At 36.1% G+C, this 14,449-nt stretch carries 13 protein-coding genes and 1 pseudogene; 5 read left to right on the top strand and 9 right to left on the bottom strand.

Going from position 1 to position 14,449, the window contains the following annotated elements; translation table 11 throughout:
- Positions 1–77 precede the first annotated feature (77 nt).
- The gene (trhO, locus tag BW727_RS04630; protein ID WP_062471825.1) at positions 78–1,052 is read left to right on the top strand and encodes an oxygen-dependent tRNA uridine(34) hydroxylase TrhO; all 975 of its coding nucleotides are present in this window, start codon (positions 78–80) and stop codon (positions 1,050–1,052) included.
- A 125-nt stretch (positions 1,053–1,177) separates the two neighbouring features.
- On the top strand, positions 1,178–3,934 hold the full coding sequence (locus tag BW727_RS04635; RefSeq protein ID WP_062471828.1) for a transglycosylase domain-containing protein: 2,757 nt from the start codon (positions 1,178–1,180) through the stop codon (positions 3,932–3,934).
- Between the two features lie 67 nt (positions 3,935–4,001).
- Here the strand turns inward: BW727_RS04635 and ccpA are convergent, their stop codons facing one another.
- Positions 4,002–5,015, bottom strand: a complete 1,014-nt coding sequence (gene ccpA / locus BW727_RS04640; RefSeq protein WP_062471831.1) for a catabolite control protein A — start codon at positions 5,013–5,015, stop codon at positions 4,002–4,004.
- Positions 5,016–5,208: 193 nt separating this feature from the next.
- Here ccpA and BW727_RS04645 point away from each other — a divergent pair, with 193 nt between their 5' ends.
- On the top strand, positions 5,209–6,333 hold the full coding sequence (locus BW727_RS04645) for a M24 family metallopeptidase (protein WP_062471834.1): 1,125 nt from the start codon (positions 5,209–5,211) through the stop codon (positions 6,331–6,333).
- Between the two features lie 50 nt (positions 6,334–6,383).
- Here the strand turns inward: BW727_RS04645 and BW727_RS04650 are convergent, their stop codons facing one another.
- Together BW727_RS04650 and BW727_RS04655 are read right to left on the bottom strand one after the other, a co-directional pair.
- On the bottom strand, positions 6,384–6,863 hold the full coding sequence (locus tag BW727_RS04650; protein ID WP_062471836.1) for a YtxH domain-containing protein: 480 nt from the start codon (positions 6,861–6,863) through the stop codon (positions 6,384–6,386).
- A 29-nt stretch (positions 6,864–6,892) separates the two neighbouring features.
- Positions 6,893–7,354, bottom strand: a complete 462-nt coding sequence (locus tag BW727_RS04655) for a DUF948 domain-containing protein (RefSeq protein ID WP_305067149.1) — start codon at positions 7,352–7,354, stop codon at positions 6,893–6,895.
- A 204-nt stretch (positions 7,355–7,558) separates the two neighbouring features.
- Here BW727_RS04655 and BW727_RS04660 point away from each other — a divergent pair, with 204 nt between their 5' ends.
- On the top strand, positions 7,559–8,467 hold the full coding sequence (locus BW727_RS04660; protein ID WP_062471839.1) for a mechanosensitive ion channel family protein: 909 nt from the start codon (positions 7,559–7,561) through the stop codon (positions 8,465–8,467).
- Positions 8,468–8,494: 27 nt separating this feature from the next.
- On the opposite strand, the gene cbpB is transcribed toward BW727_RS04660, so the two are convergent.
- The 4 genes and pseudogenes from cbpB to racE all read right to left on the bottom strand — a co-directional run bounded on the left by cbpB (position 8,495) and on the right by racE (position 11,009).
- Positions 8,495–8,980: a cyclic-di-AMP-binding protein CbpB gene (cbpB, locus tag BW727_RS04665; protein ID WP_062471842.1), complete on the bottom strand. Its 486-nt coding sequence runs from the start codon at positions 8,978–8,980 to the stop codon at positions 8,495–8,497.
- A gap of 56 nt (positions 8,981–9,036) precedes the next feature.
- Entirely contained in the window at positions 9,037–9,561 is a 525-nt protein-coding gene (locus tag BW727_RS04670; protein WP_062471844.1) for a YfcE family phosphodiesterase, read from the bottom strand.
- A gap of 14 nt (positions 9,562–9,575) precedes the next feature.
- Positions 9,576–10,169 (bottom strand): annotated as a pseudogene (locus BW727_RS04675) (XTP/dITP diphosphatase); the annotation flags it as partial.
- A 15-nt stretch (positions 10,170–10,184) separates the two neighbouring features.
- Entirely contained in the window at positions 10,185–11,009 is an 825-nt protein-coding gene (racE, locus tag BW727_RS04680) for a glutamate racemase (protein WP_227807227.1), read from the bottom strand.
- A gap of 86 nt (positions 11,010–11,095) precedes the next feature.
- Here racE and BW727_RS04685 point away from each other — a divergent pair, with 86 nt between their 5' ends.
- Positions 11,096–11,398: a P-II family nitrogen regulator gene (locus BW727_RS04685; RefSeq protein ID WP_062471854.1), complete on the top strand. Its 303-nt coding sequence runs from the start codon at positions 11,096–11,098 to the stop codon at positions 11,396–11,398.
- A 259-nt stretch (positions 11,399–11,657) separates the two neighbouring features.
- On the opposite strand, the gene trxA is transcribed toward BW727_RS04685, so the two are convergent.
- Together trxA and BW727_RS04695 are read right to left on the bottom strand one after the other, a co-directional pair.
- On the bottom strand, positions 11,658–11,969 hold the full coding sequence (gene trxA / locus BW727_RS04690; RefSeq protein ID WP_062471857.1) for a thioredoxin: 312 nt from the start codon (positions 11,967–11,969) through the stop codon (positions 11,658–11,660).
- Between the two features lie 70 nt (positions 11,970–12,039).
- Positions 12,040–14,418, bottom strand: coding sequence for an endonuclease MutS2 (locus tag BW727_RS04695; protein ID WP_062471860.1), 2,379 nt, complete (start codon positions 14,416–14,418; stop codon positions 12,040–12,042).
- Positions 14,419–14,449: the final 31 nt, after the last annotated feature.

Consider the following 14,449-nt stretch of genomic DNA (forward strand, 5'->3'; position numbering starts at 1 on the left):
TGAGTCTTTTTGTGGATAGATATACCAATTCGCGATATAATGAAACGTGATAATTAAATAGAACGGAGGAAATAGATATGACAGGAGATTACCGTGTCTTACTATTTTATAAATATGTAACCATTGAAAACGCTGAAAAATTTACGCAAGAACACTTAAATTTTTGTAAAAACTTAGGAATTAAAGGGCGGATTTTAGTTTCTGAAGAAGGTATAAACGGAACACTTTCTGGAACTGTTGCACAAACAGATGCTTATATTGCCCACATGAATGAAGACGCTCGATTTAACGATATTTTATGGAAAATTGATGTTGCAGAGGAACACGCATTTAAAAAAATGTTTGTTCGCTATCGCCCAGAGATTGTAACGTTACAACTTGAAGAAGATTTAAACCCAAATGAAACTACAGGGAATTACCTTTCTCCACAAGAGTTTAAAGAAGCCATACTAGATGAAGATACTGTAGTAATTGATGCGCGAAACGATTATGAGTATGATTTAGGACATTTTCGAGGAGCGGTTCGCCCTGAAATTCGTAACTTTCGTGAACTACCTCAATGGATACGTGAAAATAAAGAAAAATTTATGGATAAACGTGTCGTAACATATTGTACAGGTGGTATTCGCTGTGAGAAATTCTCAGGTTGGCTTGTTAAAGAAGGTTTCGAAGATGTCGGCCAGCTTCATGGCGGTATTGCAACTTATGGAAAAGATCCAGAAGTTCAAGGTGAACTGTGGGATGGAAAAATGTATGTCTTTGATGAAAGAATTGCCGTTGATATTAACCGTAAGGAACATGTCGTAGTTGGTAAAGACTGGTTTGATGGTCAGCCTTGCGAACGCTATGTAAACTGCGCAAATCCTGATTGTAACCGCCAAATTCTATGTTCCGAAGAAAATGAGTACAAATACTTACGTGGTTGCTCTCATAATTGTCGCATTGCAGATCGAAACCGTTATGTAAAAGAGCATGATCTTTCAACTCAAGAAGTTGTCAGCCGTTTAGCTGCAATTGGTGAAACACTAGAAACTGATCAGTCCATGTCTTAAAATATGTAAGGAATCAGGATTATTACATCCTGGTTTCTTTTTTATATCGATATCACTATATATTAGCTACATAGCAGTATTTTTGGTATAATATCCAAGAATATTGAAGCAGAAAGAGGGATTGAATGAATAATTCGAACGGAAACCAATTTAATAAGTTTTTAGAAGCTGTTTCTTCATTCTTTAAAAAGGGATATGCTTATATACGTTTGTTTCTGAAAAAAGCTTATACGAGTATCGTCACATTTTTCAAACGTAGTTATGCTTCTATTCTATTTTTCTTTAAAAACTTAAAAAATCCAACGCAATCAGAAAAAGAAAAAAGAATAGATATAAAAAAGATTGCTTCTAAAGGGATTTTTGGTTTTAATGTCGCTTATGGAGTGATTAAAACGGTCTTTATCTCCTTAGCCTACGTTCTGGGACTTCTTGGTTTTTTAGGAGCAGGACTGGGTCTTGGTTTTTTCGTATCATTAATTGATAAGGATGCTCCCCCATCGCGAGAAGTAATGGCAGAAGCAATTAATAGTGTCGAACTCGTTTCAAGTTTCCATTATTATGGTGGTGAAAACATATCTGAAGTTAGAACGGATTTACACCGTACGGTGATTGACTATGATCAAATTTCGCCACATATTATTGATGGTATAACAGCAACGGAAGATGAATATTTCTATGAGCACGATGGGATTGTTCCGAAAGCCGTTTTAAGAGCCTTAATTACACAAGTTACAGGCGCTGGTGAAACAACGGGCGGTTCAACATTGACACAACAACTAATCAAACAGCAGGTACTTACGGACGATGTCACCTTCTCTCGTAAAGCAAATGAAATTTTACTAGCTATGCGTTTGGAAAATTTCTTTGAAAAAGAAGATATTATTACTGCTTATTTAAATGTTTCACCTTTTGGTCGAAATAGTACGGGTGTCAATATTGCTGGTATCGAAGAAGCTGCACTAGGCATATTTAATGTCCATGCTAATGAAGTTAATATCCCGCAAGCCGCCTTTTTAGTTGGACTTCCACAAAACCCATATATTTATACACCTTACTCGAATGTGGGAGAAATTTATGAAGATAACTCAGAAGGTCTCGAACGTATGAAAACCGTTCTATCACGCATGTTTGAAGAACAAAAAATTACCCAAGAGGAATACGACGATGCACTTGCCTATGACATCCAAGCCGACTTCAAAACTGGAAAGGATCCAGAATTAGATAATCACAATTTCTTATATCAGCAAGTTGAAAAACAAGCGATTGAAACTTTAATGGCTGTTGAAGCCGAAAAGAACGGCCTTACCTTTGAAGAAATAGATGCCGATGTCGAATTGTATAATGATTATTATTTCAGAAACGAAAGTTATTTAACGACAGGCGGATTAAAAGTTTATTCAAGTGTTGATAAAGATATTTATGAAGCCATGCAAGAAGCTGTTGCTGGCTATGGGCCTTATATTGGGGAAACCTATATAGATACCTATCAAGACGAGGAAACAGGAGAAACAAAAGAAATTGTGGAACTCGCTCAAACTGGTAGTGTCTTACTTGAGAACGCGACTGGACGTATTTTAGGCTTTATTGGTGGTGTTGATTTCTCGACGGACCAAAATGACCATGCCTTTGATTCTCCACGATCACCTGCTTCTACTATTAAACCCTTAGCAGTTTACGCACCCGCTATTGAAATGAATCTTATTTCTCCAGCTAGCATGTTGCCAGATACTCCAATGGGTGAAGAGGCTTACGATCCTTCAACTGGAGAAACATGGCAAGTTTCTAACATTGGTGGCGTCATCTCTAACCAACTTGTTACTGCCCGAAAAGCACTCTACGACTCGATGAACAACCCTACTGGGAAACTCTATATCCATATGTTAAATAACGATATGGAACCTTATAAGTACATGGATATGATGGATTATAAATACATCGACGACAACAAGCAGTATCCAGCCTTTTCATTAGGGACGACAAATGTGACGGTAGCTGAACAGACGACTGCATTCGCAACGTTTGCTAATCATGGTGACTATATCCCTTCTTATTTGATTGAAAAAATAGAAGATAATGAAGGTACGATTATTTACCAACATGAAGTAGAAAAAAGAGAAGTCTTTTCTGATCAAACTGCTTATCTTACTCTAGACATCCTACGAGATGTTATTAATTTAGGCTTTTCAAACCGGATTAATAATTTCTTGAACTTTGATGCTGATCTTGCAGCTAAAACAGGTACTTCAGATGAAAATACAGATTATTGGTTCATTGGAAGTACTCCTACTGTTACTTTAAGCTCATGGATTGGCTATAATAACCAGATAGAAAAGCACCGGTTTTATGATCCAAATTTCACGGGTTGGCCTTCTTCAGATAATATGCAGTATTGGTCAGCGATAGCTAATAATATTTATGCAACTAGTCCAGAAACACTTGGAGTAGATCAAGTGCATGAGCGACCAGGTGGAATTATCGAAGAATCAGTTGTTGCGAGAACGGGTACCCTACCTGGCAATGTGACTTTGCCGGATAGCTCGACAACTGTTAAAATTGATGGTGAAAAACGAACTGACTTGTTTAAAGAAACAAATCCACCAAAAGAAATGACTTATGATTTTGCACCTGCGGCAACTTATACAGACTTACGGATTGCATTCTGGGATGCGGAAGAAAACCGTATAAGAGAAGCAGAAGCGGCAGCTAGACGAAAAGCTGAAGAAGAAGCACAAAGAAAAGCAAATGAAGCAAAAGATAATAGAGAAACAACAACCCCTGCTAAAGAAGATAAAAAGCCTGAAAAAGAAGATAAAGAGAAAAAAGAAGATGAAAAAAAGGAAGATAAAGAAAAAAAGGAAGATAAGGAAAAAGAAGATGAATAGTAATTATTAAAATAAAAGAAGGAAATCCCTAAAACGGATTTCCTTCTTTAATTTCTATTTATGAAAATTAATCTTCTTGCTTAACCGTTGTGCCTCGATAAGCAACTTTATATGGTAATGTAATGGTTTTTTCATCAATTTCTTCTTTATTCATAATTTTTGTCAACAAGCGCATAGCTACTGCACCGATATCATACAATGGCAACATGATTGAGCTTAATTTAGGACGAGCCATTTCAACTATTTTTGAATTATTACTTGTAATAATTTCAAAATCTTCGGGCACTCGCACACCAGCATTAATCACACCATTTAATAAACCAATGGCCAATTCATCATCAGTTACATAGGCAGCATCAATTCCCTTTTCAATTAAATGAGTTGCCATATTTTCACCGGGGTTTACTTTCGCTTTACTTTCAAAAACAAACTCTTCGTTAAAGGCAATGCCAGAAGATAGTAACGCATTTTTGTATCCTTTTAGTCGGTATTGCCCATTAATAGGATTTGCCAATGGTGGTGTCACAAATGCAATGTTTTTTCTTCCACCTTCAATTAGTTTACTAATAACATTTTCCGCCGCAGCAATATAGTCAATGTTAACACTACCTACTTGTTGATCGGGATCGACTGTTCCGGCCAAAACAACAGGCGTTTTTGAACGGGAAAACTCTGCTCGTAATTCGTCTGTGATTTTATTTCCCATATAAATTATACCATCTACTTGTTTCGCTAACAAAGTATTTAAAACTTGTATTTCTTTATTTTCATTTTGGTCAGAGTTGGCAAGGATAATGTTATACTTATACATTGTAGCAATGTCATCAATTCCTCTTGCTAAGGAAGCAAAGAAGACGTTGGTTACATCAGGAATAATAACTCCTACAGTTGTCGTTTTTTTACTTGCTAATCCACGTGCGACCGCATTAGGACGATAATCTAAGCGATCAATCACCTCTAAGACTTTCTTACGCGTTGACGGTTTAACATTGGGGTTGCCGTTGACAACACGAGATACAGTTGCCATTGATACACTCGCTTCACGAGCGACATCATAAATTGTGATTGTTTGTTTATCCACTTTTTTCTCTCCTCTTTATAATTATTTTTACTTAAGCCACTTAATAAAAATGATTTAATTATATTCACAATGAAAATCTATCATTATTCACAAGGAAATGCAAGCGTTTTAGTAAAGTTTTCATGAAAGTTTCAGGATTTCTTTCATATTTTTTAGAAGATGTTATAATAGCTATCAAAAAGGAGGAATAATAATGTCAGAACAGATGGAACAGATTATCGAACGAATGAAAAGTGATGGTATTGATATTGCTTTTTTTAATGACCCACAAACTGTTGAATACTTAGTAGGTTTTTCTAGTGAGCCACATGAGCGTATTTTAGCCCTTATACTCTTTCAAGATGCACCTCCAATCTTATTCACCCCTGCCCTTGATCAAGAGGATGCTAAGGCTTCAGTAGATGGTATAGATGTGTATAGTTATCTCGATACAGAAAACCCTTGGCAATCTATTAAAAACTTAATAGTAGATAAAAGTCTTCCAACAACCAATTGGGCGATTGAAAAAGAACAGCTTACCGTTGCAAAACGAGAAGCATTACAAAGCCAATTCCCCAACAGTCAATTTGAAAAAGACTACTCGAAATTACTCCATACGATACGTATGCAAAAAACTTCTGCTGAACTCGAAAAAATGAAAAAAGCAGGTTTTTGGGCAGATGAAGCCATTAAAATTGGCGCGCGAGCCTTAAAAGTCGGAATAACAGAATCCGAAGTTGTCGCTGAAATAGAGTATCAATTAAAAAAACGCGGTGTGGATCAAATGAGTTTTTCTACAATGGTTCTCTTCGGGGAAAATGCTGCTAGTCCTCACGGTGTGCCAGGACCTAACAAATTGAAAGAGGACCAATTCGTCTTGTTTGATTTAGGTGTTATTTATGAAGGGTATGCAAGTGACACAACCCGGACACTGTTTTTTGGCGATCAACCAACAAGCGAGCAAAAAGATGTCTATCAAACCGTTCTAAATGCACACGATACAGCGATGGATCAAGCCAAAATTAATATGACAGCATCTGAACTCGATACAATCGCACGTCGTATTATCAACCAAAAAGGATATGGGCCTTACTTCAATCATCGCTTAGGACACGGTATTGGTCAAAGTGTTCATGAATTTCCTTCTATCATGGAAGGAAACCAACTGCCCTTAATTGATAGCATGTGTTTTTCTATTGAGCCAGGAATTTATATTCCCGGAAATATTGGTGTACGGATTGAAGATTGTGGTTACTTAGACGATAGCGGTTTCCATTCTTTCACGTTTTTTCCAACTACGATTGATGCCTATCAAAATTTTATAAAGGAATCAAAATGAAAAAAACCTCAAAATCATCTAAGTGATTTTGAGGTTTTTTATTCTAACTATTATTTTTTGTTTGTATCTGTATTTGGTTTGTTTGAATTATTATTATTCATATGGTTATTTGCTTCTTTTTTTACTTCTTTTTTTGTTTCTTCAGCAACATCATCTGCCACTTTTTTTGCATCAGAAGCGCTATCTTTTGCATCTTTAACAGCTTCATTAACGTCTGCTTTTGCAGACTCTAAATCTTTAGACATTTTTTCTTTAGATTGTGCATATTGTGATTTTAGTTGCTCTGAAGTATCTTTAAGGTTTACCTTAATGTCTTCTGTTGCATCTTTTGCAACTTCTACTATTTCGCTACCTTTTTCAGTTGCGATATCTTTGTAGTCATAAACAGTATCCATGATATCATCGAATTCATTAGAAATGTCTTCACGTAACTCTTTACCTGATTTAGGTGCAAATAGTAGTGCTGTAATTGCTGCAGCCGCTCCTCCGATAATTGCTCCCATTACAAATCCGCCATCTTTTTTACTCATTATAAAATCTCTCCTTTTATATTATCTTTTTAATAAATAGTTATATCTGTATTTTGTAAATCTTTTTTCTCTTTTCTACGACGATTTAGAGCAGTAGCTGTTTTCCCTATTTTACCAATAGTTGAACTTTTACTTTTCTTGACCGCTTTTCCCGTAATCGAGTGTGCTAAATCGCGGGTAGATTGATTGACTTCTGAAACAGATACTCCAATATCTCCTATCGCTGTAAATAATGGATCAGTCTTACTAATTTTTCCGTTTACATCATCTACTAAAGTATTCGCCTTATTCAATAAGCCTTCTACTTCAATTGCTAGATGATCAACGTCTTTTGTTATCACAGTAATACTATTGTTCGCTTCCTCAGCAATCTTAGAAACATCATTAAGAATTTCTGTTGCTTTTCGGATGGCGATAATCAAAAATATTACGAGTGCAGCGAAAGCGATTGCTGCAATTAGCGCTGCTATTTCAACCCAACTCATATCCATTAACACTCCTTTATCTTTATTACGTCATCAATGAAAGGAATAAACTAGGGCCTTTCATGAAAACGTTTTGTTAATAAAATAATAACATAAGTATCTGCATTGCGCCATTCAAAACCCTTATTAGAAAAGAATTTCTCATCTTTGACGATTCCTTAAAATCATGATACTCTTTAAAAGTAACTATAAAAAAAAGGATGAATGAAAATGAAGCTACTTGTTGTTTCAACAGAAAACCCCATTGGCGAAACCGTTGATTCGGTTGTAGAAACTTCCAATCTCTTTATAGAATGGTGGCGCAATATTAACTGGTCAACTATCATTTCTTTCGTCATGACCCGTGCTATTTACCTCGTATTAACTGTTATAGCCTTTTCTATTTTAAAGAAAGTTATTAAACTCTTATTAAAACGTACCTTTGAAGGAAAACGAAAGAATATGAATATTTCAAGTAGCCGCAGAAGTACCATATATAAAATGCTTGATAATGCTGTATCTTATACCATCGCCTTTTTCTTCGTCTATACGATTCTCTCTATAATAGGTATTCCTGTTTCAACACTTCTAGCCAGTGCTGGAATTGCAGGGTTGGCCATAGGTTTAGGTGCACAAACTTTTATTAATGATATCGTAAATGGATTCTTTATTCTCTTAGAAAATCAGTTTGATGTGGGTGACTCTGTCACAATTGAAGAGTTTTCTGGTAACGTGGTTTCAATCGGTTTACGTTCTACACAAATTCAAGGCTTTGATGGTGTTCATCATTTTCTACCAAATCATACCATCAGCGTTATTAGTAATAATTCACGTAATAATATGCGAGCGAGAATTGAACTTATTTTAAATGCTAATACAGATTTTATTAAAGTACGAGAAATCATTGATGAAATAAATGACTTAATGGTTCCTAATTTCCCTGAAATTGTCAGTGGACCCACCTATTTTGGTCCTAATAATATTGGCAATGGCCTCGTCACATTAAGTATTAACTTTTATACACTGAACGGACAACAGTTCAATGTACATGACCATTTTTTAACTAGATACCTACTGGAGTTACGCAAAGCTGGAATCGAACTACCCAAACCAACTGTCGTCCATAATAATAGTAAATAAAAAACGGTCTCCTTAGTCGGAGGCCGTTTAATTGATTTTTGATGGTAAATTTTCTACCAAGCGGTAGTGATTATGCAATTCATGAACAAGATGGTTGACGCGACTAAGTATTTCTTTACGCGTCACAATCCCTTTAAAATAACCTTCGTTATCAACAAGGCACAGATAGCTATGATCGATTACATGATGCAAAATATCTTCTAAGTCACAAGTAGCGTCAATAATCGGTACATTTTTGTCCATAACATCTTCTACTCGCATGGTTTCTAATTCATCAAATTTGATAGCATCTAATCCCATAATAGCATTGATAATCATAGGCATTGAGATGAGACCTCTGATTCTAGAGTCATTATCTAAGACAGGAATAGAGGTATAACCTACCTTTGACAACACTAACAAAGCATGATTCAAATTATTATTAACATTTAAATTTGCAACATCTTCACTTGAGACAAAAATATTCCCATCTTCGTCCTGAAGGAGCATTTTTTTAACTTCTTCACTTATCATCTTTATCCTCCCAACTATTTTAAATATAGTATACACTTTATTTATCAATTCATTAATTAAATCTCACTTAATTTATTACTCTTAAATGACAGATAATCTAATTTTTCATGTTCATGGTTATAAACATCAATCATCAACTGATTAGCATGGGCAGATAAAATACAATAAGTTCGCTCTTTGAGTTCTCCGCGCGGTTGGGTAATGCTTCCGGGATTGATAAAAAAGACACCTTCTGTATAATCAAATTTTAATACATGCGAATGCCCATAAAAAACCATGGAAACCCTTTCCTCTTGTGCTAATTCTTTTAGTGGGTCGAGACTCCATTTAATATTGTGATAATGTCCATGTACAATTGCATAGTCGTACTCTAAATTGCGTCTCACAATAACATCTTGAAAACCATTATCAAAGTCACAATTACCTGCAACCGTATCAACAATATTCCAAACTGGATAAGCAGAACTTAACTCTGAATCGCCACAATGAACAAAAGCATCTACTTCTTCTACATACTTTTCAACTAGCTCATCCAGTATTTGACTATCTCCATGACTATCACTCACTAGCAACAACTGCATCCATCCCACTCCTTTTAATTAAACCAAGCTTCAATTTGTGATTCTAGTTTTTCTAGGGCTCGTGCCCGATGACTGATAGTATTTTTTTCTTCATCTGTCATCTCACCAAAGGTTTTATCAAGTTCAGGATAATAAAAGAGTGGATCATATCCAAAACCATTTTCTCCTCTTGGAAATTTAGCAATTTGCCCCTCTACCTCTCCTTCTACTACTAAACTGTCCTTCTCAGGGTGTGCCAATACTAATGTGCAATGAAAACGTGCTTGGCGGTTTTCTGGCTGAATCTCTCCTAACATAGCTAAGACCTTGGCATTATTAGCTGAATCATTTTTATCTTCTCCAGCAAAACGTGCAGAAAAAACACCCGGTTGTCCATGGAGCGCTTCAATCATAAGTCCCGAATCGTCTGCTAGAACAGGAAGTTGTAGGCTCTTGCTAATAGTTTCGGCTTTTAAACGCGCATTTTCTTCAAAGGTATAGCCCGTTTCAATTACTTCTGGTAGATCTGGATAATCAGCTAACGTCTCGATAACGAAACCAAGGGGCTCCAATAACTTTTTGAAATCACGCGCTTTTCCTTTATTGGCAGTTGCTATGATAATCTTTTTCAAATGAAACACTCCTTATAATCGAACTTCTTGAACATTTAAATCATTAACTTCTAACCATTCTTTAGCAATATTAAAGAACGGTTCTTTAGCACCCGTTGTATAAAAACAATATTCTCGACTTTGACGGTGTGAATAGTGAGCGGCTATTTCATAATAGTCCAATAAGGTACTCACTTCTGAAACAGCCTCAGCTCCTGAGTCTATCAAAATAACCTGTTCTCCCATCACATTTTGTATTTGGTGTCTGAGAATTGGATAGTGTGTACACCCTAAAATAAGGGTATCTAAATTTAATTTAGTCATGGGCTGAAGGGTTTCGTAAACAATTTTCTTCGCTATTGAAGAGTTTATTTGGTTGTTCTCAACTAATGGTACAAAATCAGGACAGCTTAGACTAGCTATTTGAATGGTTGGGTCTTTTGCTTTTAATGTTTGTTCATAAACCCCACTCTTAATCGTCCCTTCCGTTCCGATAACGCCAATACGACCATTGTCAGTATTTTTTATTGCTGCTCTACTACCGGGTAGAATAACACCAATAACTGGGATATCAACTCGTTGCCTTATTTCTTCTAAAGCAACAGCTGTTGCTGTGTTACACGCAATCACTAATAATTTAATATCTTTTTTTAATAAAAACTGTGTTAGTTCCCACGTGAATGCAATCACTTCATGAGCTGGTCTTGGACCATAAGGACAACGTGCGTTATCTCCAATGTAATAGATTGATTCATTGGGCAATTGCTTCATTGCTTGTTTGACAACTGTTAATCCACCAACACCTGAATCTAAAAATCCAATCGCTTTTTTATCCATAATAACGTCCCTTACATACATTTAGTTACTTCGTTTATTATAACAAAGATTCGGAAGTTTGGCTTGAATATGATACAATGAAGAAAATATGATCAGGAGTTGATTTTTTGGGCTATCAAGCAATCTTTACGATTATGGACCGAGGTTCTTGTGGTAAAGCAGTTGAGGCAGTTACTGAAACAGGATCACATTCAGGAACAGTATTAAAAGGTCGCGGGTCGGGTCTACATGAAAAACAAGTCCTCTTTGCTGCTGCTGTTGAACCTGAAAAAGATATTTTACTTCTTGTTACTAAAGATGAAGACACCGAAGAGATTATTCATAAAATAGATGAAAAAATTAAAATCACTGATCCAGGAAATGGTTTACTACTCAGTGTGCCGGTGAAACGTCTTCATGGGATGCGTTAATAGAAAAAACAGCGTTCAGAATGCCTCTGAACGCTGTTTTTTTACGCTTTTTTATCTTCTTCCTGCCAATTTTGAATGTACTTAATAACTGGTATCACTAGTAAAATCAGACCAATCCATTTTCTTGCTGTATGCATGAGCTCTACCACCTTTCCTTTGGTTTACCTATATATTTATTATGCACTAATTCGTACCAAATTACTATTTTAAACTATAAAAAAACTAGTCCAATTTTAATTGAACTAGTTTTTTTATAGTTTTAAGCGTATTGTTCTAGAACTTGTTCTAGTTTTTCTTTTGGAGAATAACCAACTAATTTTTCAACAACTTCGCCATCTTTTTTAATTAATAGTGTTGGGATACCCATAATTCCAAATTGTTGCGGTGTTTGTGGGTTTGCATCAACATCCATTTTAGCAAAAGTAACTTTGTCGCCAATTTCTTCATCCAACTCATCAATAATTGGTGATTGCATACGACAAGGACCACACCATTCTGCCCAGAAGTCTACTAAAACTAATCCTTCTTTTGTTTCTGATTCAAAATTTGCATCTGTTAATACTTTTACCATCTTTAAATCCCCTCTTTCTTATCTCTAAAACAATTATAACAAATTAAACCTTATACGACTATTTTATTGCTTAACCTTTAAACACCGCAATCGTTGCACCATTACCACCTGAACTAGCAGGCGCATAATCAAAAGATTTTACCTGCGGATGCTTTTTTAAGACATCTCGTACGCCTTGTCGAATAACACCTGTTCCTTTTCCATGTACAATAGTTACTTGAGCATAATTAGCTAATAAGGCTGCATCTAGGTAACTATCCAATTCCATCATGGCCTCTTCATAACGTAACCCTCGTAAGTCTAACTGAGTGGAGACGTGACTCGTTGACTCTGAACGCACACTCGCAATCTGTTTCTGTTTACGTCTGGTTATTTTTTCTGGTGACTCTTCTATCTTACTTAAATCTGATTCTGGTAACTTCATTTTCATGATTCCCATTTGCACAACCCATTGATTTTTATCTACAGGCTCAACTAATACGCCACGTTGCCCATAAGACGCTGTCATAACTTCGTCTCCTGCTTTTAGCTTTTTCTTTTCTTTCTCACGGCGTAGGACTTTATTCGTAACGACTGTCTCTTTTTGTTCGAGCTGATCAAATTGACGGCGTAAATCAATCAGTTCATGTTCTTTAACTTGACTATTCTTGGAAACATTCATCTGCATCTCACGTATTTCTTGCATGAGAAACTCTGCTTCTTCTTTCGTTTTTTGAAGTAACTGGTTAGCTTCTTGTTTAGCTTTTTCAACTAAGCTCTCTTTTGTGCTTTCTAATTCATGAGAAGCTTTTTTCAACTCATTTAATAGCTGATCAGACTCATTAATCTGTTTATTTAACTGTAGAGATTCTAACTCTGTTTGACGACGTTTCTTTTCTAAATCAGCAATCATTTCATTTAAACTTTGACTTTCTTCGTGTATAAATCCAGTCGCTTGGTCAATAATTTCTCCAGGTAAACCAAGCCGTCTCGAAATATCAAAGGCATTACTGCGTCCTGGTATGCCGATTTGGAGACGATAAGTAGGTGCCAAAGTTTCACCATTAAATTCCATACTCGCATTAATTGTTCCGGGACGGTTATAGGCATAGACCTTTAGCTCCGGATAATGCGTTGTTGCCATTACATAACTACCCTTTCCACCTATATAATCTAAGATGGATATGGCTAATGAAGCCCCTTCTTGTGGGTCGGTTCCTGAGCCTAGTTCATCAAAGAGCAGGAGTGAATTTTCATCTACATGTTCTAGGAAAGAAACAATATTTGTCATATGAGATGAAAAGGTACTTAAACTCTGTTCAATAGACTGCTCATCACCAATATCTGCAAAGATTTCATTAAAAATACCTATCTGGCTATTTTCACCAGCGGGAATTTGCAAACCTGCTTGTCCCATTAATTGAATAATTCCCATTGTTTTTAAAACAATGGTTTTACCTCCTGTATTAGGGCCCGTAATAATTAAAGCTTGATACTCTTCTCCAATTAATAAATCATTTGCTACTACTGTTTCCGGATCAATCAAAGGATGCCGAGCTGCCCAGATAGCAATGTGATTTTCTTTACTAATAGTAGGACGCGTAGCATGTATGCTTTCTGCATACCGTGCTTTGGCATTAATAATATCTAGTCTCGTTAAAACAGAGTGGTTTGACTTCAATTCTTGAATGTGTGGTTCTAATAAGGCAGAAAGTTCATAAAGGATTCGTTCTTCTTCATGTTTTTCATCTGCTGATAACGTTCGCAGCTTATTATTCATATCTAATACCGCTTGCGGCTCAATAAATAAGGTCTGTCCAGTTGAGCTTTGATCGTGTACGATACCGCCAAATGCATTACGATATTCTTGTTTAACTGGAATTACAAATCGGTCATTTCGTATCGTGACTAAAGCATCACTTAGGTAATTAGCTTTGGTTCGTATGATATCATCAAGTTTCGTACGGATAGCACCTTCAGTTGCTTTGATATTTTGTCTGATTCGAGCCAACTCCGGACTGGCATCATTTAATATTTCGCCATCTTCAGAGATAGATCGAGCAATACGTTTTCGCATGTCTGGTAAATCAATTAATTCTTCTACGATGGTGTATAACTTATAAAAGTCAACCTCGTACTCATAAAACCACTCAAAAAAACGCAACACTTCGTTAGTAGTTGTCAGGACACGTCCAACTTGAGAGACTTCTTTCCCATTCAGACTACCACCAATTTCTAAACGCTTCAGTTGCATCCGAATATCTTTTAGCCTTGGTACTGGCATGCCACCTTTTAAACGTTTTACTTTTCTACCATCATCTGTTTCATCTTGTCTTTCTTGAACATCTTGATAATCGGTAAGTGGCTCTAGTTTTAAGAGAGTCTGTTTCCCATTTTCTGTGGCAGCGTGTTGGGCTAACTGTTGCCTAATTTTATCAAATTCCAGTGTTGTGATTATTTTAGAATTCAACTCGTTCACCCTCTCTTAGAATTGATTCTTT

Origin of the sequence: Jeotgalibaca dankookensis (genome assembly GCF_002005405.1) — a bacterium.
GTDB classification, from domain to species: domain Bacteria; phylum Bacillota; class Bacilli; order Lactobacillales; family Aerococcaceae; genus Jeotgalibaca; species Jeotgalibaca dankookensis.